The organism is Enterobacter quasihormaechei (assembly GCF_004331385.1).
In the GTDB taxonomy this organism is placed as follows: Bacteria; Pseudomonadota; Gammaproteobacteria; order Enterobacterales; family Enterobacteriaceae; genus Enterobacter; species Enterobacter quasihormaechei.
The window spans coordinates 96,545-120,551 of the sequence record NZ_SJON01000007.1 but is presented as its reverse complement, the minus strand read 5'-3'; the positions used below and the strand labels follow the sequence as shown (position 1 = coordinate 120,551).

Below are 24,007 nucleotides of genomic sequence, written 5' to 3'. Positions count from 1 at the left end.
ACTGCCCGAAGATCAGGAAGTACGCCACCAACCGTGCAGAGCGAAATGTGCTGTCATTTTAAGATACCTTTCTCGTGTGAACTTGCGTACTAGTTAACTAGTTCGATGGCGTGTTGTCAACCCCTGATTTCAGTATTTCACGGTAAGTCGGTATCATAGGGGCTTCGGATGTCTCCAGACTGTTATGGGAAGTGCTTTGAGCGATACCACCTACGCCGTAATTTATGATTTACACAGCCATACGCAGGCTTCAGATGGCCTGCTGACGCCCGAAGCCCTGGTCCATCGCGCCGTTGAAATGCGAGTCGGCACGCTGGCAATAACCGATCACGACACAACCGACGCCATCCCCGCCGCGCGTGCGGAGATTGCCCGCAGCGGACTGGCGCTAAATCTCATACCCGGGGTTGAGATCTCCACGCTCTGGGAAAACCACGAAATTCATATCGTTGGCCTGAACATCGATCCAGAACATCCGGCAATGCGTGCTTTTTTGCAAGAACAAAAAGCACGCCGCAATCAGCGCGCAGAGATGATCGGCGAACGTCTTGAGAAGGCACATATTCCCGGTGCGCTGGAAGGCGCGCGTAAGCTCGCGAACGGCGGGGCGGTAACGCGCGGCCATTTCGCCCGTTTTCTGGTTGAAGCCGGTAGAGCGACGACCATGGCGAATGTTTTTAAAAAGTATCTGGCGCGCGGGAAAACCGGATACGTTCCCCCCCAGTGGTGTACAATAAAACAAGCTATTGATGTCATTCATCATTCTGGTGGTAAGGCCGTACTGGCCCATCCGGGGCGGTATAATCTTTCTGCTAAATGGCTGAAAAGGCTGCTGGCGCACTTTGCTGAATGCGGCGGTGAGGCGATGGAAGTTGCCCAGTGTCAGCAGGCTCCCAATGAGCGTTCGCAGCTTGCGACATACGCCCGCCAGTTTGGCCTGCTTGGGTCACAGGGTTCAGATTTCCATCAGCCCTGCGCGTGGATTGAACTGGGGCGCAAGCTCTGGTTACCCGCGGGCGTTGAGCCTGTCTGGCAGCTCTGGGAACAGCCACAGCAAATTGAAGAGAGGGAAGTATGAGTCAGTTTTTCTATATCCATCCGGATAACCCGCAGCCACGCCTGATTAATCAGGCTGTGGAAATCGTCCGCAAAGGCGGCGTAATTGTCTACCCAACCGATTCCGGCTACGCGCTGGGCTGTAAAATCGAAGACAAAGGGGCGATGGAGCGTATCTGTCGCATCCGTCAGCTGCCGGATGGCCACAACTTTACCCTGATGTGTCGCGACCTCTCCGAGCTGTCGACCTACGCGTACGTCGACAACGTGGCCTTTCGTCTGATCAAAAACAACACGCCGGGTAACTACACGTTTATCCTGAAAGGCACGAAAGAGGTGCCGCGCCGGCTGTTGCAGGAAAAACGCAAAACCATCGGGATGCGCGTGCCGTCTAACCCGATCGCCCAGGCGCTGCTGGAAACCCTCGGCGAGCCGATGCTCTCCACATCGCTGATGCTGCCGGGGAGTGAATTTACCGAGTCCGACCCGGAAGAGATCAAAGATCGTCTGGAGAAGGTGGTGGAGCTGATTATTCACGGCGGCTATCTCGGCCAGCAGCCGACCACCGTGGTGGATCTCACCGAAGATGCGCCAGAAGTCATTCGTGAAGGCGTGGGCGATGTTAAGCCTTTCTTGTAAGGGTGTAAGCAGATATACTACGCGGCCATCAAAGCAGGGCGCTGCCCTGTTTTTGACCTGATTCGACGCCTGTGAAGGCGACACCTGAGGAAGCTCAATGAGCGAGAAGTTACAGAAAGTGCTGGCGCGCGCCGGCCACGGTTCGCGCCGTGAAATCGAAGCCATTATTGAAGCAGGCCGCGTGAGCGTGGACGGCAAAATTGCCACGCTCGGCGACCGCGTAGAAATCGTACCGGGGCTGAAGATCCGCATCGACGGTCATCTTATCTCCGTGAAAGAGTCTGCTGAACAGATCTGTCGCGTACTGGCGTATTACAAGCCGGAAGGCGAACTGTGTACCCGCAACGACCCGGAAGGCCGCCCGACGGTGTTTGACCGTCTGCCAAAACTGCGTGGCGCCCGCTGGATTGCCGTGGGGCGTCTGGACGTAAACACCTGCGGTTTGCTGCTGTTCACCACCGATGGTGAACTGGCAAACCGCCTGATGCACCCGAGTCGTGAAGTGGAGCGTGAATACGCCGTGCGCGTCTTCGGCCAGGTTGATGAGAACAAACTGCGCGATCTGTCGCGTGGCGTTCAGCTTGAAGACGGCCCTGCGGCGTTCAAAACCATCAAGTTTACCGGTGGTGAAGGCATTAACCAGTGGTACAACGTAACCCTGACAGAAGGACGTAACCGCGAGGTTCGTCGTCTGTGGGAAGCGGTAGGCGTACAGGTGAGCCGACTGATCCGCGTCCGCTATGGCGACATTCTGCTGCCGAAAGGCCTGCCACGCGGTGGGTATACCGAACTGGATCTGACGCAGACCAACTACCTGCGCGATTTGGTTGGCCTGACGCCAGAAACCACCTCGAAAGTGGCGGTGGAAAAAGATCGTCGTCGCATGAAGGCAAATCAGATCCGCCGTGCGGTGAAGCGTCACAGCCAGGTCAGCAGCAATCGCCGCTCTGGCAGCCGCAATAACAACGGCTAATCGAAAAGCCCGGTAAAGATACCGGGCTTTTTTCTTTAGTAATCAATCCCTATCTGCGCTTTGATACCCGCATCGAACGCATGCTTAACCGGACGCAGCTCGCTGACGGTATCTGCAATCTCCAGAATATCCCGATGACAGCCGCGCCCCGTGACGATCGCCGTCTGGTGTGCAGGGCGATTCCTGAGCGCCTCCAGCACGGCTTCCAGCGGCAGGTAGTCATAGGCCACCATATAGGTGATCTCATCCAGCAACACCATATTCAGCGTCGGATCTGAGAGCATTCTTTTGGCATGCTCCCAGACGGCGAGGCAGGCTGCGGTATCCGTTTCCCGGTTCTGGGTATCCCAGGTGAAACCGGTCGCCATAACCTGGAACTCAACGCCATGCGGTTCGAGTAGATTACGCTCGCCGTTGGGCCATTCTCCCTTGATAAACTGGATCACGCCCACTTTCTGCCCATGGCCAACGGCGCGGGTGGCGGTACCGAAGGCGGCTGTGGTTTTGCCTTTGCCGTTACCGGTGAACACGATGAGGATCCCGCGTTCGTCCTGGGCGGCGGCCACACGTGCGTCAACCTGTTCTTTCAGACGCTGCTGGCGCTGCTGATGGCGGTCTTCACTCATTGCGATATCCCCGGTTTACGGCCTGGCTGGGCATCGAAGGTCATCCCGGTTTTGCGACGGCTGTCGTCACCCATCAGCCACAGGTAAAGGGGCATGATATCGGCCGGGGTTTTAAGCTTCTGCGGATCTTCTGTGGGGAACGCGCTGGCACGCATTTTGGTGCGCGTACCGCCAGGGTTAATGCAGTTTACCCGCAAAGGGCGGTTTTGATACTCTTCAGCCAGCACCTGCATCATTCCTTCGGTGGCAAATTTTGAGGCTGCGTAAGCTCCCCAGTTCGCACGGCCCTGACGACCTACGCTGGAGGAGGTAAACACCAGCGAGCCGGAATCTGACTTGAGTAATAAAGGAAGCAAGGCCTGAGTCAGGAAAAACGTCCCGTTGACGTTAACCTGCATCACCTGCTGCCAAATCTCCGGATCCTGTTCATCCATCGGGCGCACTTCGCCCAGCAATCCCGCGTTGTGCAGCACGCCGTCAAGACGGGGATAATGCGTGCTGATGCGCTGGGCAAGGGCCTGGCATGACGCTGGCGTGCAGGTCAGCAGATCGAGCGTATACCAGGGCGTGGGCGTACCGCCGGCGTCTTCGATTTCACGGGCAACGGATTTTAGCTTTTCTTCATTACGTCCCAGCAGAATAAGGCTCGCACCGTATTCAGAATAGGTCAGCGCCGCTTCGCGACCAATCCCGTCGCTGGCACCGGTAACCAGAATGATGCGGTTCTGTAGAAGGTTTTTTTGTGGCTGATAATGCACGGTGGCTCCTCAGGCGCATTGAGCGTGACTTGCACCTTTATTTATGACTTTTCGGCTTTATGCCCGAAACAGCGTCAGAATTCAATCAGTCTACAGGACAGAACGCTGGGAAATTAACAATTTGCAAAGATTTAAACCAGAACAGGGGGATTCCTGAAGCCGCCTCGCAGAGGTAATGTCCAGAGCGAGACGCCCGCGCAGGGCTGTTGTACACTGGCGGGAAAGATTCGTGGTTAAATCAAGGTGGACGCGTGGAATTACTTTCTCAATATGGGTTGTTTTTGGCGAAAATCGCGACGGTGGTTATTGCTATCGCGGTGATTGCCGCTCTGATTGTCAACCTGACGCAGCGTAAGCGTCAGCGTGGTGAGTTACGCATTACCCGCCTGAGCGAGCAGTATAAAGAGATGCAGGAGGAGATGTCTCTGGCGCTGCTGGACGATCATCAACAGAAGCTGTGGCTAAAAGCCCAGAAGAAAAAACATAAACAGGAAGCCAAAGCGGCGAAGGCGAAAGCAAAGCTCGCCGCGCCGCAGGCTGATGCAAAGCCGCGCGTTTATGTGCTCGATTTTAAAGGCAGTATGGACGCGCATGAAGTCTCCTCTTTGCGCGAAGAAGTGACGGCGGTACTGGCCGTGGCGACACCGCAGGATCAGGTTGTAGTACGCCTTGAAAGCCCCGGCGGCGTCGTGCATGGGTATGGACTGGCGGCGTCGCAGTTACAGCGTCTGCGTGATAAACAGATCCCGCTCACCGTAGCGGTAGATAAAGTCGCGGCGAGCGGCGGCTACATGATGGCGTGCGTGGCGGATAAAATCGTCGCAGCACCTTTTTCAATTATCGGCTCGATAGGGGTGGTCGCGCAGATCCCTAACTTCAATCGTTTCCTGAAAAACAAAGAGATCGATATCGAACTGCATACGGCGGGTCAGTACAAACGTACGCTCACGCTGCTCGGCGAGAACACCGAAGAGGGACGGCAGAAGTTCCGGGAAGATCTGAACGAAACCCACCATCTGTTCAAAGATTTCGTGCACCGCATGCGCCCAACGCTGGACATTGAGCAGGTAGCTACGGGTGAACACTGGTACGGCACGCAGGCGCAGGAGAAAGGGCTGGTGGATGAAGTGGGCACCAGCGACGATCTCCTGATAAACCTGATGGAAGGCCGTGAGCTGGTGGGGGTGCGCTTCACCCGTCGTAAGCGCCTCCTCGACCGTTTTACCAGTAGTGCGGCAGAAAGCGCGGATCGCCTGCTGCTGCGCTGGTTGCAGCGCGGACAAAAGCCGTTGCTCTAAAGAAAAACGCGAGGCATATGCCTCGCGTTTTTACTTTTAATCGACCAGGTGATACTTCTCTGAGAGGGCATGCGCCAGGTATTTAAACATGTTAAATACGGCGGTGCTTTTCGGGGTTGGCAACCCCTGTTCATCAAGGAAATATTCACCGCTGAACACCAGCACGCCATTACGCTGTTCCACGCCAGTCGCTTCGATCCCCGCCAGGGTGTCTTCATGGTCGCGAATGAGTTTGTTTGCTTCGATAAGCAGAGAAGCTCGGTCAATGGGTTGGGTCGTTTTCTGCATATTCCACTCCTTAAACAGTGACAATAGTCTACGCCTGGGTCGCTTCAGGGGCAAATTTTCCCTGTTATCCGAGGGGATAAGGAAAGGGGATTGGCTGGCGGGAATTGCTTTTGCATGCTAATAAAGTTGCGTAACGAATTTTATCAGGTACAGTGTGCGCTTTCGTCATTCTGGCAACAGAATTGCTTGACATTCGACCGGGAATTCGTCACGAATGAACTTTGATGTGAGAAAAATACCCGAAAACTCAATGACCTGGATGTCGCCATTCTGACGTTCGGTAAGACATAGGGGTTGATATCCCCTGACGACGTCGCAATATCAATGGCTCGTCGTCAGCGGAAGGGAAATCAACGTGCGGCGTATTCCTGGAAGAATTAAATTAGGTAAAGGTGAATATGGGTAAAGCTCTCGTCATCGTTGAGTCCCCGGCAAAAGCCAAAACGATCAATAAATATCTGGGCAATGACTACGTGGTTAAGTCCAGCGTTGGTCACATTCGCGATTTGCCGACCAGTGGCTCAGCCAGCAAAAAGAGCGCAGACTCTACCTCCACCAAAGGGGCTAAAAAGCCTAAAAAGGATGAACGTAGCGCGCTTGTCAACCGCATGGGTGTTAACCCATGGCACAACTGGGATGCACAATACGAAGTGCTGCCAGGCAAAGAAAAAGTCGTTAACGAGCTGAAGCAGCTTGCTGAAAAAGCAGACCACATTTATCTCGCAACCGACCTTGACCGCGAAGGGGAGGCCATCGCATGGCACCTGCGGGAAGTGATCGGGGGTGATGACAAACGCTACAGCCGCGTAGTGTTTAACGAAATTACAAAGAATGCGATTCGTCAGGCGTTTGAAAAGCCGGGTGAACTGAATATCGACCGCGTCAACGCTCAGCAGGCGCGTCGCTTTATGGACCGCGTTGTAGGCTACATGGTCTCGCCTCTGCTGTGGAAAAAGGTCGCGCGCGGCCTGTCTGCGGGGCGCGTGCAGTCCGTGGCCGTTCGTCTGGTTGTTGAACGCGAACGCGAAATCAAAGCGTTCGTCCCGGAAGAGTTCTGGGAAGTGGATGCCAACGTCACCACGCCGGGCGGCGATGCGCTGCCGTTGCAGGTGAGCCACCACAACGACAAGCCGTTCCGTCCTGAAAATCGCGACCAGACCATGGCCGCCGTGGCGCTGCTGGAAAAAGCACGTTATCAGGTTCTGGATCGTGAAGACAAACCGACCAGCAGCAAGCCTGGCGCACCGTTTATCACGTCAACGCTCCAGCAGGCGGCAAGCACGCGTCTGGGTTACGGCGTTAAGAAAACCATGATGATGGCCCAGCGTCTGTATGAAGCGGGTTACATTACCTACATGCGTACTGACTCCACCAATCTGAGCCAGGACGCTGTCAGCATGGTGCGTGGCTATATTGAGGATAACTTCGGTAAGAAATACCTGCCGGACAGTCCTAATCAGTACGCCAGCAAAGAGAACTCTCAGGAAGCGCACGAAGCGATTCGTCCTTCTGACGTTTCCGTCCTGGCCGAATCACTGAAGGATATGGAAGCGGACGCGCAGAAGCTGTATCAGCTGATCTGGCGCCAGTTCGTGGCCTGCCAGATGACGCCAGCGAAATACGACTCCACCACGCTGACCGTTGGCGCGGGTGATTTCCGCCTGAAAGCGCGCGGTCGTATCCTGCGCTTCGACGGCTGGACAAAAGTAATGCCTGCGCTGCGCAAAGGCGATGAAGACAGAACGCTGCCTTCCGTGAACAAAGGGGACGAGCTGTCGCTGGTCGATCTGGTCCCGGCTCAGCACTTCACCAAGCCGCCTGCGCGTTTCAGCGAAGCATCGCTGGTAAAAGAGCTGGAAAAACGCGGCATCGGTCGCCCGTCTACCTATGCGTCAATCATTTCGACCATTCAGGATCGTGGATACGTTCGCGTTGAGAACCGTCGTTTCTATGCTGAAAAAATGGGTGAGATTGTCACCGACCGTCTGGAAGCTAACTTCCGTGAGCTGATGAACTATGACTTCACCGCGCAGATGGAAGACAGCCTCGATGAGGTTGCCAGCCATAAGGCCGAGTGGAAGAAAGTTCTCGACAGCTTCTTCAGCGATTTCACCAGCCAGCTTGAGAAAGCTGAGAAAGATCCTGAAGAAGGCGGCATGCTGCCTAACCAGATGGTGCTCACCAGCATCGACTGCCCAACCTGTGGCCGTAAAATGGGAATTCGTACCGCAACAACGGGCGTATTCCTCGGTTGTTCTGGTTATGCACTATCTCCAAAAGAGCGCTGCAAAACCACCATTAACCTCGTGCCGGAGAACGAAGTTCTCAACGTGCTGGAAGGGGACGATGCGGAAACCAACGCGCTGCGCGCCAAACGCCGCTGTAAGAAATGCGGCACGGCGATGGACAGCTATCTGATCGATCCGAAACGTAAGCTGCACGTTTGCGGTAATAACCCGACCTGCGACGGTTATGAGATCGAAGAAGGCGAGTTCCGCATTAAGGGCTATGACGGTCCGGTCGTGGAGTGTGAGAAATGTGGTTCCGAAATGCACCTGAAAATGGGACGCTTCGGTAAGTACATGGCATGTACCAACGACGACTGTAAAAACACGCGTAAGATCCTGCGTAACGGTGAAGTTGCGCCGCCGAAGGAAGATCCGGTTCCGCTTCCGGAGTTGCCGTGCGAAAAGTCAGACGCCTATTTCGTCCTGCGTGACGGCGCTGCCGGGGTGTTCCTGGCCGCTAACACCTTCCCGAAATCGCGCGAGACTCGCGCGCCGCTGGTCGAAGAGCTGTACCGCTTCCGCGACCGTCTGCCGGAGAAACTGCGTTACCTGGCCGATGCGCCACAGCAGGATCCGGAAGGTAACAAAACCGTGGTGCGTTTCAGCCGTAAAACGAAGCAGCAGTACGTGGCGGCAGAAAAAGAGGGTAAAGCGACCGGCTGGTCAGCCTTCTTTGTTGACGGTAAATGGGTTGAAGGCAAAAAATAATCTTCTCTTACCGTAACTTACCTGTGAAAGGGCCGGATCTCCGGCCCTTTTTTATTACCTCGTTATTATTTTTTGTTCCGTACTATACAGCCTGGCTATAAATGATATAGTGGTTATAGTTAACCCGTTTCTTATTATTAAATCGTCTTAAGCGATTGTCGCGTGCGTTAAATCGGATGGTCTGGCATGAAATTACAGCAGCTTCGCTATATCGTTGAGGTCGTTAATCACAACCTTAATGTCTCTTCCACCGCAGAAGGCCTTTATACCTCGCAGCCCGGCATCAGCAAGCAGGTGCGTATGCTCGAGGATGAGCTGGGTATTCAGATATTTGCCCGCAGCGGTAAGCACCTGACGCAGGTCACGCCGGCAGGACAGGAAATTATCCGCATTGCGCGGGAAGTGCTTTCCAAAGTTGATGCCATTAAATCCGTTGCAGGGGAACACACCTGGCCGGATAAAGGCTCACTGTATATTGCCACCACGCACACCCAGGCGCGTTACGCGCTTCCCGGGGTGATTAAAGGTTTCATTGAACGCTATCCCCGCGTTTCCCTGCATATGCATCAGGGATCGCCGACACAAATTGCCGAGGCCGTGTCCAAAGGTAATGCCGATTTTGCCATCGCGACGGAAGCCCTTCATCTGTACGATGACCTGGTTATGTTGCCGTGCTACCACTGGAACCGCTCCATTGTCGTGACTCCTGACCATCCGCTGGCGGGGAAGGGTGAAGTGACAATAGAAGAGCTGGCGCAATACCCGCTGGTGACCTATACGTTCGGTTTTACGGGCCGTTCTGAGCTGGACACCGCTTTTAACCGCGCCGGATTAACGCCTCGGATTGTCTTCACCGCGACGGACGCGGACGTCATAAAAACCTACGTGCGTCTGGGCCTGGGCGTGGGGGTTATTGCCAGCATGGCGGTGGATCCTGTCTCAGACCCGGATCTGGTGCGTCTGGACGCGCATGATATTTTCAGCCACAGCACCACCAAGATTGGTTTTCGTCGCAGCACGTTCCTGCGCAGCTATATGTATGATTTTATTCAACGCTTCGCGCCCCATTTAACGCGTGACGTGGTAGATACGGCCGTAGCGTTACGCTCCAACGAAGATATCGAAGAGATGTTTAAAGACATCAAACTTCCCGCCAAATAATCACATCCGGTATCTTTCTCCTGCGGAAAGATACCGCCATTCCTCTTTAACCTAAATTAGAATTAACCGCATTTGCGCCGACTGTCATATATCGTCATAACCCATTTGATGATTGGGGTTTTACTGTCGCAAATTTGCGACAAAAGTAGAAACTAATTTACAGGTGTGCAAATTATTCTTTTCAATTATTTATTTCTGGTCAAAAGATTGAATTTTTCCCAGGTCCAGATGCGTAAATTCACTGGCTTTTCGGCTAAAGTTTCTTTAGGATTTATCTCATCAGATGATTACTTGTGCCAATTGTTTGGTCTCTAAATGATAAGCGATGTCGATTGTATGAGGTTAGCAATGCCGTCAGGAAGTGAAGAACCGCAAAGGGATCCCGCACTTAAGCGTAAAGCCTGGCTGGCGGTCTTTCTTGGCTCTGCCCTGTTCTGGGTGGTGGTTGCTCTCCTTGTCTGGAAATTCTGGGGTTGAATATGGTCATGACGGTGCGTACGGAAGTGCGAAAAGAGATATGTCAGCTTCGTGACAATGCTCACAAAGCGCGCAAGGTGCCAGCAACCAGCGTGCCAGCCTCCTGGAAACTGACGCCACAGCAGCAGGCCTTTATTGATGCGTTCGCGGAAGACGAGCCCAAAAAACAATAATTTTGCTTTTTGCGTAATGATGCAAATAGTCTGAATAAAGACTGTGCGCTTTTGTACTCTTTAATAAATACACATCAGCAATATAGATCGAGGGCAGACCTCGGAACCTCAAATAATTAAAGACTGGTGTCCCTATGACAAATAACATGACAACCGTAAAATACTGGTCATGGCTCGGTGTATTCTCAGCGTCGATCCTCTTCTGGTGTCAGCTTATCTGGCTGGCTCTCCACTAAATCGTAAAACCTCGCCACGGCGGGGTTTTTTGTTTTATCCCTCGCGTTGGACCATTCCGAAATTTATCAATTTGGGTTGTTATCAAAACGTTACGACATCTTTGTGTTATCTTTAATTACAGCCCTGATGATTGTCAGGACATCCCTGTTTTTAAGGAGGAGCTTATGTCGTTAACCCTACGCGAAGCCAGTAAGGACACGTTACAGGCGGAAAATAAAACCTGGCACTACTACAGCTTACCGCTGGCTGCCAGGACGCTTGGGGACATTTCGCGGTTACCCAAGTCGTTGAAAGTCTTACTGGAAAACCTCTTACGCTGGCAGGATGGCGACTCGGTTACCGAGGAGGATATCCAGGCTCTTGCAGGGTGGCTTAAGAATGCACATGCAGACAGAGAAATTGCCTATCGCCCGGCCAGGGTGCTGATGCAGGACTTCACCGGCGTGCCGGCGGTTGTGGATTTGGCCGCCATGCGTGAAGCCGTCAAGCGGCTCGGGGGCGATACCGCTAAGGTTAATCCACTCTCCCCGGTAGACCTCGTCATCGACCACTCCGTCACCGTCGACCACTTCGGTGACGACGATGCTTTCGGCGAAAACGTCCGTCTGGAAATGGAACGTAACCATGAACGCTACGTATTCCTTAAATGGGGTCAGCAGGCGTTCAGCCGCTTCAGCGTCGTTCCACCGGGCACCGGAATTTGCCACCAGGTGAACCTGGAATATCTTGGTAAAGCCGTCTGGAGTGAATTGCAGGATAAGGCGTGGGTTGCGTACCCAGATACGCTGGTGGGCACCGACTCTCACACGACCATGATTAATGGCCTCGGCGTACTGGGCTGGGGCGTGGGCGGTATCGAAGCGGAAGCGGCCATGCTTGGCCAGCCGGTATCAATGCTCATTCCCGATGTGGTGGGCTTTAAGCTCACCGGTAAGCTGTCCGAAGGCATTACCGCCACGGATCTGGTCCTGACGGTCACCCAGATGCTGCGTAAGCATGGCGTGGTAGGCAAATTCGTTGAATTTTATGGTGATGGCCTGGATTCTCTGCCGCTGGCGGACCGCGCCACCATCGCCAATATGGCACCGGAATATGGCGCAACCTGCGGCTTTTTCCCGATTGATGGCGTAACGCTTGAGTACATGCGTCTCAGCGGTCGCAGCGAGGAGCAGGTTGCCCTCGTCGAGGCTTACACTAAAGCGCAGGGCATGTGGCGTAACCCGGGCGATGAGCCGGTATTTACCAGTACGCTGGAGCTGGATATGGGCACCGTTGAGGCAAGCCTCGCAGGGCCGAAACGTCCTCAGGACCGCGTCGCGCTGAGCAACGTACCGAAAGCTTTTGCCGCCAGCAATGAGCTGGAGGTCAATGCCGCGCAAAAAGATCACCGTCCGGTGGACTACGTGCTCAACGGGCATCAGTATCAGCTCCCTGACGGCGCCGTGGTAATCGCCGCTATTACCTCCTGTACCAACACGTCTAACCCCAGCGTGCTAATGGCCGCCGGGCTGCTGGCGAAAAAGGCGGTCGAGCTGGGGCTTAAGCCACAGCCGTGGGTGAAAGCGTCTCTGGCGCCGGGCTCGAAAGTGGTGTCTGATTATCTGGCGCAGGCCAGACTCACGCCTTATCTCGACGAGCTGGGCTTTAACCTGGTGGGCTATGGCTGTACCACCTGTATCGGTAACTCGGGTCCACTGCCTGAACCTATTGAAGTGGCGATCAAGCAGGGGGATTTGACCGTTGGCGCGGTGCTTTCCGGTAACCGAAACTTTGAAGGGCGTATTCATCCGCTGGTGAAGACCAACTGGCTGGCCTCGCCGCCGCTGGTTGTGGCTTACGCTCTGGCCGGAAACATGAACATTAACCTGGCGACCGATCCGATTGGTCTCGATCGCAAGAATGAACCGGTCTATCTGAAAGACATCTGGCCATCATCGCGTGAAATTGCGCGTGCGGTCGAGAAAGTCTCCACCGAGATGTTCCGCAAAGAGTATGCGGAAGTGTTTGAGGGGACGCCGGAGTGGAAAACGATCGACGTGGTGGGTTCTGATACCTATGACTGGCAGGATGATTCCACCTATATCCGCCTGTCGCCATTCTTCGATGAGATGCTGGCAGAGCCCGCACCGCTGAAGGATATTCAGGGCGCGCGGATCCTGGCGATGCTGGGGGACTCCGTCACGACAGACCATATCTCCCCGGCGGGAAGCATCAAGGCGGATAGCCCTGCGGGACGTTATCTGCAAAGCCGGGGCGTGGAGCGACGTGATTTTAACTCCTACGGCTCGCGTCGCGGTAACCACGAAGTGATGATGCGCGGGACTTTTGCCAACATCCGCATTCGTAATGAAATGGTGCCGGGTGTGGAAGGGGGCATGACGCGCCACCTGCCGGATACGGAGGTCATTTCAATTTATGACGCTGCCGTGAAGTATCAGCAGGAGGGGACGCCGCTGGCCGTGATTGCCGGGAAAGAGTACGGCTCCGGCTCCAGCCGCGACTGGGCTGCGAAAGGTCCGCGTCTGTTGGGGGTTCGCGTGGTCATTGCCGAATCCTTTGAGCGTATTCACCGTTCAAACCTGATCGGGATGGGGATCCTGCCGCTTGAGTTTCCGCAGGGCGTGACGCGTAAAACGCTGGGGCTGACCGGGGAAGAGCAGATTGATATCAGCGGTCTGCAAAACCTGCAACCGGGTAAAACGGTGCCCGTGAAGTTAACGCGTGCAGACGGTCGAACGGAGGTGCTGGAGTGCCGGTGTCGCATTGATACCGCAACAGAACTGACCTATTACCAGAACGACGGCATTTTGCATTATGTGATTCGTAAGATGCTGGACTGATAAAACTCGCCCGGCAGACGTGCCGGGCGTTTTGCGATTACTCGCTCAGCAGATGGCCCATTTTGGCGGCTTTGGTATCGAGGTAGTGCGCGTTTTTCGGGTTGCGGCCAACAATCAGCGGCACGCGTTCAACGATGTTGATGCCCGCTTCAGTAAGGATCTCTACTTTTTTCGGGTTGTTGGTCAACAGACGCACTTCGTCCACGCCCAGCAGCTTGAACATATCCGCGCACAGGGTGAAATCGCGCTCGTCAGCAGCAAAGCCGAGCTGATGGTTGGCTTCGACCGTATCGTAGCCCTGATCCTGCAACGCATAGGCGCGGATTTTATTCAGCAGCCCGATATTGCGTCCTTCCTGGCGGTGATACAGCAGTACGCCACGACCTTCCTCTGCGATATGAGAAAGGGCGGCTTCGAGCTGGAAACCGCAGTCACAGCGCAGGCTGAACAGCGCGTCACCGGTCAGACACTCTGAATGAACGCGAGACAGTACCGGCGTCTGTCCTGAAATGTCACCGTATACGAGCGCGACGTGATCTTGTCCGGTTGCCAGTTCTTCAAAACCCACCATCAGGAAATCGCCCCATGGGGTTGGCAGTTTGGCTTCTGCCACACGTTTAAGCTGCATGTGATTCTCCAGAGAAGGCTGACACGTTTCGTGCCTGTGCCCCATTTTGCTTTCTGTATTCGCCTATTTTGCCACAAGCCCGGCAACTTCACCTAATCACCACCACGCTATACGGACGTTAAACGCACGATCCGACATATCCACCAGAATGATGAAATTCAGTTATGATTGTGGTGCTTAGTCAAAAAGGAGAGGACATGCTTTCAATTGCCAGACGTACGGCCGCCGGGGCCGCCGTATTGCTAGTTATACCCCTTGTCGTTTGGTTCTCCGGCTGGATGTGGCAGCCTGGACATAACGGGACATGGCTGAAAGCCTTATACTGGATAACCGAAACGGTTACCCAGCCGTGGGGGATTATTACGCATGTGCTGCTCTGTGCATGGTTTCTGTGGTGCCTGCGCTTTCGCCTTCGCGCGGCGCTGGTGCTGTTTGCCATTCTCGGTGGCGCCATTCTTGTGGGGCAGGGTGTGAAGTCATGGGTGAAGGATCGCGTGCAGGAGCCCCGTCCCTTTGTTGTCTGGCTGGAAAAAACGCACCATATTCCGGTAGATGAGTTCTACACTTTAAAGCGTAAGGATCGCGGGGCGCTGGTGAAAGAACAGCTTGCGGAACAGCAGGATATCCCGGCCTTTTTACGCAAACACTGGCAAAAAGAGACCGGCTTTGCCTTTCCTTCCGGTCATACAATGTTTGCTGCCAGCTGGGCGTTACTCGGCGTGGGGCTTCTGTGGCCGCGTCGGCGTACCCTCACGATTGCGATTTTGCTTGTCTGGGCGACAGGCGTAATGGGCAGCCGAATGCTGCTCGGGATGCACTGGCCGCGTGATTTGGTGGTGGCAACGCTGATCTCGTGGATACTGGTGACGCTGGCGACCTGGCTTGCACAACGTTTTTGTGGACCACTGACGCCGCCGCCGCAAGAGGAGCAAGAAATAGCCGAAAGGGAGTCTGGCGGAACCTGAAGGTTGATATTCCGCAATTTGACCATAAATCCATGAAGGGCGCGTCACTTTTTCCATTTCGCGCCCGCCACTAAAATGGTAGCTTATAAGGCTGATTGCAGTGAGTTGAACACGCTTTATACGCTCGAACCACATAACGGGAAGTCATGTGAAATATTTACTCATTTTCTTACTGGTACTGGCGATTTTTGTCATTTCAGTCACATTGGGCGCGCAAAACGATCAACAGGTCAGTTTCAACTATCTGCTGGCGCAGGGCGAGTACCGGGTGTCGAGCCTGCTTGCCGTGTTGTTCGCAGCGGGTTTTGTCATTGGCTGGCTCGTATGCGGCCTGTTCTGGCTTAAGGTTCGTGTTTCTCTTGTTCGCGCTGAACGTAAAATTAAACGACTTGAACATCAACTTACGCCTGCGACTGACATTCCGGCGAGCTCTGGTGTGCCGGTAGTCAAGGAATAATCGAATATGCTGGAGTTGTTGTTTCTGCTTTTGCCTGTCGCCGCAGCCTATGGCTGGTATATGGGCCGCAGAAGCGCGCAACAAACAAAACAGGATGAAGCAAACCGACTCTCTCGTGACTACGTTGCGGGGGTGAACTTCCTGCTGAGCAATCAGCAGGATAAAGCGGTCGATCTGTTCCTCGACATGCTCAAAGAGGATACCGGCACCGTAGAGGCGCATCTCACCCTGGGAAACCTGTTCCGCTCGCGCGGAGAGGTTGACCGTGCCATCCGTATCCACCAGACCCTGATGGAAAGCGCGTCGTTGACCTATGAGCAACGGTTGCTGGCCGTGCAGCAGTTGGGCAGAGATTACATGGCGGCGGGGCTTTACGATCGCGCTGAAGACATGTTCTCCCAGCTGGTGGATGAGACCGATTTCCGTATCGGTGCGCTTCAGCAGCTTCTGCAAATCTACCAGGCTACCAGCGACTGGCAAAAAGCGATTGATACCGCTGAACGGCTGGTCAAACTCGGCAAAGACAAACAGCGCGTTGAGATTGCCCACTTTTACTGCGAACTGGCCCTTCAGCAAATGGGTAGCGATGACATGGATAAAGCCATGGCATTGCTCAAGAAAGGCGCCGCGGCCGATCGCAACAGCGCCCGCATCTCGATCATGATGGGGCGGGTCTTTATGGCAAACGGTGATTACGCTAAAGCGGTGGAAAGCCTGCTTCGCGTTATCGATCAGGACAAAGAGCTGGTCAGCGAAACGCTGGAAATGCTGCAAACCTGCTATCAGCAGTTAGGTAAGCAGGATGAATGGGTTGCGTTTTTGCGCCGCTGCGTTGAAGAGAACACCGGGGCTACCGCCGAGCTGATGCTGTCCGACGTCGTTGAACAGCACGAAGGGAGTGATACCGCCCAGGTGTATATTACCCGTCAGTTGCAGCGCCATCCGACGATGCGCGTCTTCCACAAGCTGATGGATTACCACCTTAACGATGCAGAAGAGGGGCGCGCTAAAGAGAGCCTGATGGTGCTGCGAGACATGGTGGGCGAGCAGGTGCGGAGTAAACCGCGCTATCGCTGCCAGAAATGTGGCTTTACCGCTTACTCGCTCTACTGGCATTGCCCTTCATGCCGAGCGTGGTCCACCATTAAGCCAATCCGTGGTCTGGACGGGCAGTGAATTTTTTAAAACACCTCATTTTAGTTACAACATACTAATAACTAAATTCATGCCGTCAGCACCGTGCGTTCTGTGGTTCAGCAGGAAAAGCATTCGATTCTGTTCATTTATGCCGATGGCAGGTAGAATGCACGCCGTTTATCTGTTCCGCGCCGCTGTGCGCCCATAGACGAAAAGGGCTGGTCATGACGTCTGTTACTTCCTCCACTTCCCGCGTAGTTACCGATTCTCCCGTTGTTGTTGCTCTGGATTACAATAACCGTGACGCCGCACTGGCCTTTGTTGATGGTATTGATCCCCGCGACTGCCGTCTGAAAGTCGGCAAAGAGATGTTTACGCTGTTCGGCCCGCAAATCGTTCGCGATCTGCACCAGCGTGGTTTCGACGTTTTCCTCGACCTGAAATTTCACGATATTCCTAATACCACTGCGCACGCCGTTGCTGCGGCGGCTGAACTGGGAGTGTGGATGGTTAACGTTCATGCTTCCGGCGGGGCACGGATGATGACAGCGGCGCGCGAAGCGCTGATGCCGTATGGCAATGACGCACCGCTTCTGATCGCCGTCACCGTCCTGACCAGTATGGATGAATCCGACCTGCGCGACCTGGGTGTGACGTTGTCACCTGCCGAACATGCGGAGCGTCTCGCTCGCCTCACGCAACAGTGTGGGCTAGATGGGGTGGTCTGTTCCGCTCAGGAGGCGGTTCGCTTCAAAACTGAGTTAGGCCGCGACTTTAAGCTGGTGACGCCGGGTATTCGTCCGGCGGGCAGTGAGTCAGGGGATCAGCGACGCATCATGACGCCAGAGCAGGCGCTGGGCGCGGGTGTAGACTATATGGTGATTGGTCGCCCGGTGACGCAATCTGCTCATCCGGCAGAGACCCTGAAAGCGATTAATGCATCACTGAAAAAGGGGGCATAATGCGTGACGCTAACAGTCGTCTGGTCTATTCAACGGATACCGGGCGCATCGAAGAGCCAAAAGAGAAAGCGGAACGCCCGAAAGGCGACGGCATCGTGCGGATCCAGCGCCAGACCAGCGGCAGAAAGGGCAAAGGCGTTTGCCTGGTCACCGGCGTCGATCTGGATGATGCAGAGCTGGTAAAACTTGCCGCTGAGCTTAAAAAGAAATGCGGATGCGGTGGGGCAGTGAAAGACGGCATTATTGAAATTCAGGGCGATAAACGCGATTTAATTAAATCGCTGCTGGAAGCCAAAGGCATGAAAGTCAAACTGGCGGGCGGTTAAAATAAATGAGCCACGGACATTGCCGTGGCTCTTTTTTTTTACGTGCGTAAGTCAGACCTGAAAATACAAAATATATTATTATACCGGTGAGAACCGTTATGGTGATTATTTGCCCACCTGGTGCCCGATAACACCACCTACGGCAGCACCACCTAAAGTACCCAGCGTACTACCATCCGTTAACACTGCACCACCAAGCGCACCAGCACCGGCACCAATTGCGGTGTTACGGTCACGTTTAGACCAGTTAGAGCAAGCGCTCAGGGACATTGCTACAGTGATTGCCAGAACAGCGGCGGCTAATTTTTTGCTGGTAAAGGTCATAATACTTTCTCCTGAATTATCGATTCACGGAAAGGAGTGCATATTAAGTATAGACAATATTCATACCTAAATTCTGTTTCCGTGAAAGCTGGTCGCGCAGGCGTTTCATCATCACGCAGGTGATAGTCACTTCCTGTTATATCGCTAATATTAATTGTACGTATTTAGAAAGGTTTCAACAGGTAAAAACTCTTAAAGGAGGGATCGGAATAATCTCAGAGAATGGTTTAAGTGCGCCCTTTATTCGGGCGCAACAGGATAATCAGGCCGTTTTTTTCACAATATCAACAGTCAGGCCGTCCTGTTCTAATTGCTGGCGGTATTCCTCGCGCAAGCGCTCATCCGTAATTACGCGGCTGAAGCGCGAAGCAGGCCCCATCGTATACGGGTGCACTGCGCCAAACTTAGAGCTGTCGGTCAGCACAATCGCTTCACACTCTTTGGCGAGCACGGCGTTAACCACATCGGAGCGCATCATGTCGCGGCCGGTAAAACCGGTGTCAGGCTGCCAGCCGTCAATACCAATAAAGGCTTTGCTGAAGTGAACCTGCTGAACGTATTGACGCGTTAAAGGCCCGACCATGCTTTCGCTTTTCTTCTGGTAAATACCGCCCAGCAGGATCACCTCGCAGCGAGTTTCCTTCAACAGGTGGGCGATATAGCTGCTTACGGTGATGATGGTAATGTCTTTTTGATCGGCAAGCGTGCGTGCCAGAAGGGCGTTGCTGCTGCCATTTTCAATAAAGACGGTCTCACCGTTATTCACTAAGGATGCCGCAAACTCCGCAAGCTCCCGCTTGAGCGCATAATTGTTCATCATGCGGGTTTCGACGTCGTCACTGTCCAGTGGAACGGCATAACCGTGCGCACGACGCAGGTAGCTCTGTTTTTCCAGAAGATTCAGATCCTGACGGATGGTGACTTCAGAAACGCCGGTGGCTTTAGCGAGATCGACCACGCTAACGCGTCCCTGATCGATCACCATCTGCAAAATGATTTGTTGTCGGGAATTCATAGCATCCATTTAAAAGACAAAGGCGGAAAAGACGTGGTTACACTTCCCACGGGGCTTTTGGTTGAGTGGAGTCTGGTGCGTTATCGGCGCCGTTCTCAGCCAGCAGTTCAGACTTGAGGATCTCAAGATTACGGATAGCAGAGTGATAATCGCCCGCGACAAGAATATTCAGCACGGTATCGATACGCTGTGCCACGGCTGCTGCATCAATGTTAGACATAAGCTCACCCTGAAGCGAAAAGTTAATATTATCAATGATGCAGAAAATTGATTCAAAAGAGAAGGTAAAAAATGCAATAACCAAATTCGTTAAATGAAAGTGAGAAATGTAAACCCTTAGGCTGCGGGTTCCAGGGGGGATTAGTGTAAAACGGCGCTAACGGGCATTCCTGGCCTGATAGTGCTTTAGCCATCGTTCGAATTCGGCAGCAGGCATGGGCTGAGCAAAAAGATAACCCTGCCGTTCGTTGACGCCGTTCTTCGTCAGAAAGGCGTCTTCTTTCGCGCTCTCCACCCCGCGGTATACATGGCGGTGGGATACTGAAAAGTGTGAGTAAAAACGATAATTTTGCGGGAGAGAGTACGGGAGAGAAGTATCGGCCATCCGTTCAGAAGATGGCCGATATTCCAGGTGATTATCAGGCGACAGGGCGCGCGATAATGCTGCGGGTTTCCATACGAACTTCAGCGATGGTGACATCAATCACGTCAGTGACCTTATAAACCGTTTCGCCTTTAATTTGCACGGTCCCGTTTTCCTGGCTGCAAACCAACTCGTCGCGAACGGCATGCAGGAACGGGGCAGGGATAAAGGCTACGGCGCCATTATCCACCAGACGTACGCGCATACCGCCTCGGCTGATGTCGATAATTTCAGCCGGGAAACGGGTGTCAGTTCCCGCCTTATCATTCAGGAAGCGCGCGTATAACCAGTCACCGACATCACGCTCCGCCATACGGTTCAGACGGCGACGCTCTGCCATCTGCAACGTCGTATCATCCTGTGGGCGGGCAACGGATTCCCCTTTAACGATCGCTTTCAACAGACGATGGTTAACCATGTCGCCGTACTTACGGATCGGGGAGGTCCAGGTAGCGTACGCCTCAAGGCCGAGACCAAAGTGCGGGCCTGGCTCGGTGCTGATTTCCGCGAAGGACTGGAAACGGCGAATACGGCTGTCAAGGAACCCTGACGGCTGCGCGTCCAGCTCGCGGCGCAGTTTGCAAAAACCTTGCAGGGTCAGCACTTCCTCAGGATCAACGTGTACGTCATGGGTTTTCAGCAGGGCAGCCAGCGCTTCGGTGTTCGCCGGATCGAACCCGGTGTGCACGTTGTAAATGCCAAAGCCTAATTTGTCGCGCAGCACGCGTGCGGCACAAATGTTGGCGGAAATCATCGCTTCTTCAACGATGCGGTTGGCAATACGGCGTGGCTCAGCGACGATGTTCAGCACTTCGCCTTTTTCACCCAGCACGAAACGGTAGTCTGGGCGATCCTTGAAGACCAGCGCGTGGGTCTGACGCCATTCGCTGCGGCTCAGGCAGACGCGGTGCAGCAGGCGAATTTGCGCGGCAATATTCTCAGAGTCAGGTGTCCAGTTACCGGTGTTCTCCAGCCAGTTGGAGACGTTGTCATAGGCCAGCTTGGCTTTGGATTCGATGGTGGCGGCGAAGAATTCGATATCTTCTTCAATGGTACCGTCAGCCGCGATGGTCATGCGGCACGCCAGTACTGGACGCACTTCATGGGGACGCAGGGAGCAGAGGTCGTCAGAAAGTTCGCGCGGCAGCATCGGGATGTTGAAGCCCGGCAGGTAGTTGGTGAACGAACGCACTTTGGCCATCTCGTCCAGCTTGCTGCCTTCGACAATCCATGCGGTAGGGTCGGCGATGGCAACGGTCAAATGCAGTTTGCCATCCGCGGCTTCTTCCGCGTACAGCGCGTCGTCCATATCCTCGGTGCTGGCGCTGTCGATGGTGACAAAGTCCAGCCCGGTCAGATCGCGACGCTCCAGGCCCTCGTCCTGCATTTCTGTCGCCACGCCATCCGGCGCCTCTTTTTCCAGGTTATGGCGCGCCAGCGTCACCCACCACGGCACGAAGTGATCGTCGCCAAAGGTGATGAACTGGGTCAGTTCGGCGTAAAAGCCGCGATCGCCTTTTAACGGATGACGGCGCATCTCAGCAACGGCCCAGTCACCCTCTACAAAATCATGCTCAACGCCACGCGCGGCGCGGCACGGAATAGCCTCTTTCAGGAGAGGATGATCCGGCACGATAGAGAGACGATCGTCTTTTTTATGCACTTTCCCGACAAAGCGGGTCAGGAAAGGTTCGATCAGTGCTTCCGGCTCGGCAGACTCTCGTTCCTTTTCGGTATGAATAACGGCCGAAATGCGGTCGCCATGCATCACTTTCTTCATCTGAGGAGGCGGAATGAAGTAGCTCTTTTGTCCGTCAACTTCCAGAAAGCCAAAGCCCTTTTCCGTGGCTTTTACGACCCCTTCTGCACGCGGCGTCTGGGAATGCAGTTGCTGTTTAAGCTGCGCAAGCAGCGGGTTGTCCTGAAACATAATGTTCTATTTTCGTAGCCATTGAGCGGCTGACAGTTTTACGCGATTCTCACTGCTACAGCAAGCGCTCTTTAGGTAAAGAGTACGGTTATTCCTCTCTGCCGAGCGCCACGCGCAGACGGTCCAGCCAGCCGTAAAACGCGTGTCGGGTGAGCAAATTAATGGCGATTTCTGGCGGGATACCCGACTCGGTCAGGGGCGTTAACTGGGCGGCGCTAAAGCGATCCGGCGAAGCGGCGAGCAGCGAATGGGCGGCTGAGAGCATCGAAGAGGCGTGGTCTTCGCTTTGCGGATGGTTAACCAGAATGTCGCCCGTCAGATTAAGCAGCATCGGTTCATGGCACAGCACCGGCGTGAGCGCCTGTAGCGCCGGTTCCGCCTGCCAGCGTGAAAGTGCCTCAAGCTGAAGCGCGCTGGCATATTTTAGTTCAACCGCGGGTAGCGTGGCGGCCCATCTGCGAAAGCTGACTGGTAGCGTATGGGGCTGAATGTGGTGTCCGGGCAGCCAGCGTACCGGATGGCCGAGCAGCGCCTGAAACACCGCAACTACGCGTGCCTGAAAACCGATAAAACCGATGATCTGGTTGATAAGCACAATGTCATACGTCGTGAGTCCAACCTCATCAAGCTGGTGTTGGGCTTTATCGTCGATGACATCGGGCGAGCTGGCTAACTGGCGGGCATACTGGGTGATTTCTGCAAGGCGTCGATTGCTTTCCCGGGAAGAGTCGGGGCCCGGAAGGGGGGCGAGCAGCGCCGCGTAGTGGTTACAGAGCCGCTGGACGCCACACGCCTGCGCAACCGTTAAGGCCGTGCTCAGCCTGTCGTAGGCGCTAAGCGTGTGCAGACGGTTAACAGGAGAATCAAGCGGGAACAGGAGGTGACAGAGAGCTCGTGCAGGTGTGAGCCAGCCAGCGCAGCTTGCGAGGATCTCATCAGGCAGGGCTAAATCGAGCAAAAAACGATCGTCGACGTTAGCGGCTTCAGGCACCAGCGGCAGAACATCCGTCTGCGAATGATTCGACTGGGTTTCATGATACCAGTGGCCTTTGCCGGAAAAACGGCGTTGTTCCATGGGCGTTCCTTGATCTCAAAATGGCGATCAATATCCTGGCGTAAGGCGGAAGAGGGGAAAAATATTGTTAGGTGATAACAAATAGCAGAACGGAATAACGACGTGCGGGGAAGGAGAAAACTCTCTTCCCTGGCGGGAAGAGAGTAACAGGCTTATTTGATTTCCAGCTCGTTCATTGCAGCGATGTTGAAGCCGCCGTCAACGTGAACCACTTCGCCGGAGATACCCGCGGAAAGGTCAGAGCACAGGAATGCCGCAGAGTTACCCACATCTTCAATGGTAACGGTACGACGAATCGGGGTAACCGCTTCGCAGTGCGCCAGCATTTTACGGAAATCTTTGATGCCGGAAGCGGCCAGGGTACGGATTGGACCCGCAGAAATGGCGTTAACACGCACGCCTTCAGGACCCATTGCGTTCGCCATGTAGCGTACGTTGGCTTCCAGAGACGCTTTCGCCAGACCCATCACGTTGTAGTTAGGGATAGCACGTTCTGCGCCCAGGTAGGACAGGGTCAGCAGGGCTGCGCCCGGGTTCAGCATTGCGCGGCAGGATTTTGCCATCGCAACGAAGCTGTAAGAGCTGATGTCGTGCGCGATTTTGAAGCCATCACGGGTAACCGCGTTCACGTAGTCGCCGTCCAGCTGGTCGCCTGGAGCGAAGCCGATGGAGTGAACAAAACCGTCGAATTTCGGCCATGCTTTTGCCAGTTCAGCAAACATGCCATCAATGCTTTCGTCTTGTGCAACGTCACATTCCAGAACAATGCTGGAACCCAGCTGCGCGGCAAATTCTTCAACACGGCCTTTCAGCTTGTCGTTCTGGTAGGTGAACGCCAGCTCAGCGCCTTCGCGATGCATAGCCTGTGCGATGCCGTATGCGATGGACAGTTTGCTGGCAACGCCAGTCACCAGAATGCGCTTACCGGAAAGAAAACCCATAGCTTTAATCCTTATATTCATTGCTTATTTTGCCTTGTAATTCATAGCGTTACAGGCAGTATTTCAAAATCATTCGAAATTA

26 protein-coding genes and 1 other annotated feature (1 of these 27 only partly in view) are annotated in these 24,007 nt (G+C 54.3%); of the genes, 15 read left to right on the top strand and 11 right to left on the bottom strand.

Features of this window, described 5'->3' with window-relative positions:
- Nucleotides 1–36 (bottom strand) — a sequence feature (Trp leader region); it reaches 58 nt to the left of the window's first position.
- Nucleotides 13–57, bottom strand: a complete 45-nt coding sequence (gene trpL / locus E0L16_RS11580; protein ID WP_071524153.1) for a trp operon leader peptide — start codon at nucleotides 55–57, stop codon at nucleotides 13–15. Its footprint overlaps the feature before it by 24 nt.
- Nucleotides 58–184: 127 nt before the next feature.
- On the opposite strand from trpL, the gene rnm reads away from it, so the two are divergent.
- The 3 genes from rnm to rluB all read left to right on the top strand — a co-directional run bounded on the left by rnm (nucleotide 185) and on the right by rluB (nucleotide 2,668).
- On the top strand, nucleotides 185–1,078 hold the full coding sequence (rnm, locus tag E0L16_RS11575) for an RNase RNM (protein ID WP_131636973.1): 894 nt from the start codon (nucleotides 185–187) through the stop codon (nucleotides 1,076–1,078).
- The gene (locus E0L16_RS11570; RefSeq protein WP_003856793.1) at nucleotides 1,075–1,695 is read left to right on the top strand and encodes an L-threonylcarbamoyladenylate synthase; all 621 of its coding nucleotides are present in this window, start codon (nucleotides 1,075–1,077) and stop codon (nucleotides 1,693–1,695) included. Before rnm ends, E0L16_RS11570 begins: the two co-directional genes overlap by 4 nt.
- A gap of 97 nt (nucleotides 1,696–1,792) precedes the next feature.
- Nucleotides 1,793–2,668, top strand: coding sequence for a 23S rRNA pseudouridine(2605) synthase RluB (rluB, locus tag E0L16_RS11565; RefSeq protein WP_003856794.1), 876 nt, complete (start codon nucleotides 1,793–1,795; stop codon nucleotides 2,666–2,668).
- Between the two features lie 35 nt (nucleotides 2,669–2,703).
- Here rluB and cobO read toward each other — a convergent pair whose 3' ends face one another.
- Nucleotides 2,704–3,294, bottom strand: a complete 591-nt coding sequence (cobO, locus tag E0L16_RS11560; protein ID WP_063866556.1) for a cob(I)yrinic acid a,c-diamide adenosyltransferase — start codon at nucleotides 3,292–3,294, stop codon at nucleotides 2,704–2,706.
- On the bottom strand, nucleotides 3,291–4,052 hold the full coding sequence (locus E0L16_RS11555) for a YciK family oxidoreductase (RefSeq protein WP_112791786.1): 762 nt from the start codon (nucleotides 4,050–4,052) through the stop codon (nucleotides 3,291–3,293). The genes cobO and E0L16_RS11555 overlap by 4 nt, the downstream gene beginning before the upstream one ends.
- 251 nt (nucleotides 4,053–4,303) lie before the next feature.
- On the opposite strand from E0L16_RS11555, the gene sohB reads away from it, so the two are divergent.
- Nucleotides 4,304–5,350, top strand: a complete 1,047-nt coding sequence (gene sohB, locus E0L16_RS11550) for a protease SohB (protein WP_063452271.1) — start codon at nucleotides 4,304–4,306, stop codon at nucleotides 5,348–5,350.
- A gap of 36 nt (nucleotides 5,351–5,386) precedes the next feature.
- Here the strand turns inward: sohB and E0L16_RS11545 are convergent, their stop codons facing one another.
- The gene (locus tag E0L16_RS11545) at nucleotides 5,387–5,638 is read right to left on the bottom strand and encodes a YciN family protein (protein WP_063452272.1); all 252 of its coding nucleotides are present in this window, start codon (nucleotides 5,636–5,638) and stop codon (nucleotides 5,387–5,389) included.
- Nucleotides 5,639–6,036: 398 nt separating this feature from the next.
- Here E0L16_RS11545 and topA point away from each other — a divergent pair, with 398 nt between their 5' ends.
- From topA to acnA, 6 genes are all read left to right on the top strand, one after another.
- A complete protein-coding gene (topA, locus tag E0L16_RS11540; protein WP_063866559.1) occupies nucleotides 6,037–8,634 on the top strand; it encodes a type I DNA topoisomerase in 2,598 nt (865 codons plus the stop codon).
- 186 nt (nucleotides 8,635–8,820) lie between these two features.
- On the top strand, nucleotides 8,821–9,795 hold the full coding sequence (gene cysB / locus E0L16_RS11535) for an HTH-type transcriptional regulator CysB (protein ID WP_006810844.1): 975 nt from the start codon (nucleotides 8,821–8,823) through the stop codon (nucleotides 9,793–9,795).
- A gap of 336 nt (nucleotides 9,796–10,131) precedes the next feature.
- Nucleotides 10,132–10,272 (top strand): YmiA family putative membrane protein, encoded by a 141-nt coding sequence (locus E0L16_RS11530; RefSeq protein WP_216636322.1) that lies wholly within the window; start codon nucleotides 10,132–10,134, stop codon nucleotides 10,270–10,272.
- A 2-nt stretch (nucleotides 10,273–10,274) separates the two neighbouring features.
- Complete coding sequence (locus E0L16_RS22045) at nucleotides 10,275–10,445, top strand: hypothetical protein (RefSeq protein WP_165498411.1); 171 nt, start codon at nucleotides 10,275–10,277, stop codon at nucleotides 10,443–10,445.
- 134 nt (nucleotides 10,446–10,579) lie between these two features.
- Nucleotides 10,580–10,681: a small membrane protein YmiC gene (gene ymiC / locus E0L16_RS22215; protein WP_063452276.1), complete on the top strand. Its 102-nt coding sequence runs from the start codon at nucleotides 10,580–10,582 to the stop codon at nucleotides 10,679–10,681.
- 165 nt (nucleotides 10,682–10,846) lie between these two features.
- Nucleotides 10,847–13,522: an aconitate hydratase AcnA gene (gene acnA, locus E0L16_RS11525; protein WP_131636972.1), complete on the top strand. Its 2,676-nt coding sequence runs from the start codon at nucleotides 10,847–10,849 to the stop codon at nucleotides 13,520–13,522.
- A 37-nt stretch (nucleotides 13,523–13,559) separates the two neighbouring features.
- Here the strand turns inward: acnA and ribA are convergent, their stop codons facing one another.
- Complete coding sequence (gene ribA / locus E0L16_RS11520) at nucleotides 13,560–14,150, bottom strand: GTP cyclohydrolase II (RefSeq protein ID WP_013096372.1); 591 nt, start codon at nucleotides 14,148–14,150, stop codon at nucleotides 13,560–13,562.
- Nucleotides 14,151–14,347: 197 nt separating this feature from the next.
- Between ribA and pgpB the strand changes: the two genes are divergently transcribed.
- The 5 genes from pgpB to yciH all read left to right on the top strand — a co-directional run bounded on the left by pgpB (nucleotide 14,348) and on the right by yciH (nucleotide 17,997).
- The gene (gene pgpB / locus E0L16_RS11515) at nucleotides 14,348–15,115 is read left to right on the top strand and encodes a phosphatidylglycerophosphatase B (protein WP_063866562.1); all 768 of its coding nucleotides are present in this window, start codon (nucleotides 14,348–14,350) and stop codon (nucleotides 15,113–15,115) included.
- A gap of 148 nt (nucleotides 15,116–15,263) precedes the next feature.
- Nucleotides 15,264–15,572, top strand: a complete 309-nt coding sequence (locus E0L16_RS11510; protein ID WP_006810839.1) for a LapA family protein — start codon at nucleotides 15,264–15,266, stop codon at nucleotides 15,570–15,572.
- A gap of 6 nt (nucleotides 15,573–15,578) precedes the next feature.
- Nucleotides 15,579–16,748, top strand: coding sequence for a lipopolysaccharide assembly protein LapB (lapB, locus tag E0L16_RS11505; protein ID WP_063452279.1), 1,170 nt, complete (start codon nucleotides 15,579–15,581; stop codon nucleotides 16,746–16,748).
- A gap of 185 nt (nucleotides 16,749–16,933) precedes the next feature.
- A complete protein-coding gene (gene pyrF / locus E0L16_RS11500; protein WP_131636971.1) occupies nucleotides 16,934–17,671 on the top strand; it encodes an orotidine-5'-phosphate decarboxylase in 738 nt (245 codons plus the stop codon).
- On the top strand, nucleotides 17,671–17,997 hold the full coding sequence (gene yciH, locus E0L16_RS11495; RefSeq protein ID WP_063866564.1) for a stress response translation initiation inhibitor YciH: 327 nt from the start codon (nucleotides 17,671–17,673) through the stop codon (nucleotides 17,995–17,997). The genes pyrF and yciH overlap by 1 nt, the downstream gene beginning before the upstream one ends.
- A 105-nt stretch (nucleotides 17,998–18,102) precedes the next feature.
- Here the strand turns inward: yciH and osmB are convergent, their stop codons facing one another.
- From osmB to fabI, 6 genes are all read right to left on the bottom strand, one after another.
- The gene (gene osmB, locus E0L16_RS11490; protein ID WP_017384212.1) at nucleotides 18,103–18,321 is read right to left on the bottom strand and encodes an osmotically-inducible lipoprotein OsmB; all 219 of its coding nucleotides are present in this window, start codon (nucleotides 18,319–18,321) and stop codon (nucleotides 18,103–18,105) included.
- A gap of 262 nt (nucleotides 18,322–18,583) precedes the next feature.
- Nucleotides 18,584–19,336: a DNA-binding transcriptional regulator YciT gene (gene yciT, locus E0L16_RS11485; protein WP_107535470.1), complete on the bottom strand. Its 753-nt coding sequence runs from the start codon at nucleotides 19,334–19,336 to the stop codon at nucleotides 18,584–18,586.
- Nucleotides 19,337–19,373: 37 nt separating this feature from the next.
- Nucleotides 19,374–19,556, bottom strand: a complete 183-nt coding sequence (locus tag E0L16_RS11480) for a YciZ family protein (protein ID WP_165498410.1) — start codon at nucleotides 19,554–19,556, stop codon at nucleotides 19,374–19,376.
- A gap of 418 nt (nucleotides 19,557–19,974) precedes the next feature.
- A complete protein-coding gene (locus E0L16_RS11470) occupies nucleotides 19,975–21,909 on the bottom strand; it encodes an exoribonuclease II (RefSeq protein WP_063866567.1) in 1,935 nt (644 codons plus the stop codon).
- A gap of 88 nt (nucleotides 21,910–21,997) precedes the next feature.
- Nucleotides 21,998–22,984: a CMD domain-containing protein gene (locus tag E0L16_RS11465; protein WP_131636968.1), complete on the bottom strand. Its 987-nt coding sequence runs from the start codon at nucleotides 22,982–22,984 to the stop codon at nucleotides 21,998–22,000.
- A 152-nt stretch (nucleotides 22,985–23,136) separates the two neighbouring features.
- Nucleotides 23,137–23,925 (bottom strand): enoyl-ACP reductase FabI, encoded by a 789-nt coding sequence (fabI, locus tag E0L16_RS11460; protein ID WP_003856831.1) that lies wholly within the window; start codon nucleotides 23,923–23,925, stop codon nucleotides 23,137–23,139.
- Nucleotides 23,926–24,007 lie beyond the last annotated feature (82 nt).

Excerpts from the sequence above, each read along its gene's own strand:
- topA (WP_063866559.1), top strand. The coding sequence starts at position 6,037 with ATGGGTAAAGCTCTCGTCATCGTTGAGTCCCCGGCAAAAGCCAAAACG.
- E0L16_RS11465 (WP_131636968.1), bottom strand. The coding sequence starts at position 22,984 with ATGGAACAACGCCGTTTTTCCGGCAAAGGCCACTGGTATCATGAAACC.
- fabI (WP_003856831.1), bottom strand. The coding sequence starts at position 23,925 with ATGGGTTTTCTTTCCGGTAAGCGCATTCTGGTGACTGGCGTTGCCAGC.
- rnm (WP_131636973.1), top strand. The coding sequence starts at position 185 with ATGGGAAGTGCTTTGAGCGATACCACCTACGCCGTAATTTATGATTTA.
- yciT (WP_107535470.1), bottom strand. The coding sequence starts at position 19,336 with ATGAATTCCCGACAACAAATCATTTTGCAGATGGTGATCGATCAGGGA.
- osmB (WP_017384212.1), bottom strand. The coding sequence starts at position 18,321 with ATGACCTTTACCAGCAAAAAATTAGCCGCCGCTGTTCTGGCAATCACT.
- E0L16_RS22045 (WP_165498411.1), top strand. The coding sequence starts at position 10,275 with ATGGTCATGACGGTGCGTACGGAAGTGCGAAAAGAGATATGTCAGCTT.
- E0L16_RS11570 (WP_003856793.1), top strand. The coding sequence starts at position 1,075 with ATGAGTCAGTTTTTCTATATCCATCCGGATAACCCGCAGCCACGCCTG.
- acnA (WP_131636972.1), top strand. The coding sequence starts at position 10,847 with ATGTCGTTAACCCTACGCGAAGCCAGTAAGGACACGTTACAGGCGGAA.
- ymiC (WP_063452276.1), top strand. The coding sequence starts at position 10,580 with ATGACAAATAACATGACAACCGTAAAATACTGGTCATGGCTCGGTGTA.
- E0L16_RS11470 (WP_063866567.1), bottom strand. The coding sequence starts at position 21,909 with ATGTTTCAGGACAACCCGCTGCTTGCGCAGCTTAAACAGCAACTGCAT.
- yciH (WP_063866564.1), top strand. The coding sequence starts at position 17,671 with ATGCGTGACGCTAACAGTCGTCTGGTCTATTCAACGGATACCGGGCGC.
- ribA (WP_013096372.1), bottom strand. The coding sequence starts at position 14,150 with ATGCAGCTTAAACGTGTGGCAGAAGCCAAACTGCCAACCCCATGGGGC.
- pgpB (WP_063866562.1), top strand. The coding sequence starts at position 14,348 with ATGCTTTCAATTGCCAGACGTACGGCCGCCGGGGCCGCCGTATTGCTA.
- lapB (WP_063452279.1), top strand. The coding sequence starts at position 15,579 with ATGCTGGAGTTGTTGTTTCTGCTTTTGCCTGTCGCCGCAGCCTATGGC.
- cysB (WP_006810844.1), top strand. The coding sequence starts at position 8,821 with ATGAAATTACAGCAGCTTCGCTATATCGTTGAGGTCGTTAATCACAAC.
- pyrF (WP_131636971.1), top strand. The coding sequence starts at position 16,934 with ATGACGTCTGTTACTTCCTCCACTTCCCGCGTAGTTACCGATTCTCCC.
- E0L16_RS11530 (WP_216636322.1), top strand. The coding sequence starts at position 10,132 with ATGAGGTTAGCAATGCCGTCAGGAAGTGAAGAACCGCAAAGGGATCCC.
- rluB (WP_003856794.1), top strand. The coding sequence starts at position 1,793 with ATGAGCGAGAAGTTACAGAAAGTGCTGGCGCGCGCCGGCCACGGTTCG.
- E0L16_RS11545 (WP_063452272.1), bottom strand. The coding sequence starts at position 5,638 with ATGCAGAAAACGACCCAACCCATTGACCGAGCTTCTCTGCTTATCGAA.
- cobO (WP_063866556.1), bottom strand. The coding sequence starts at position 3,294 with ATGAGTGAAGACCGCCATCAGCAGCGCCAGCAGCGTCTGAAAGAACAG.
- E0L16_RS11480 (WP_165498410.1), bottom strand. The coding sequence starts at position 19,556 with ATGTCTAACATTGATGCAGCAGCCGTGGCACAGCGTATCGATACCGTG.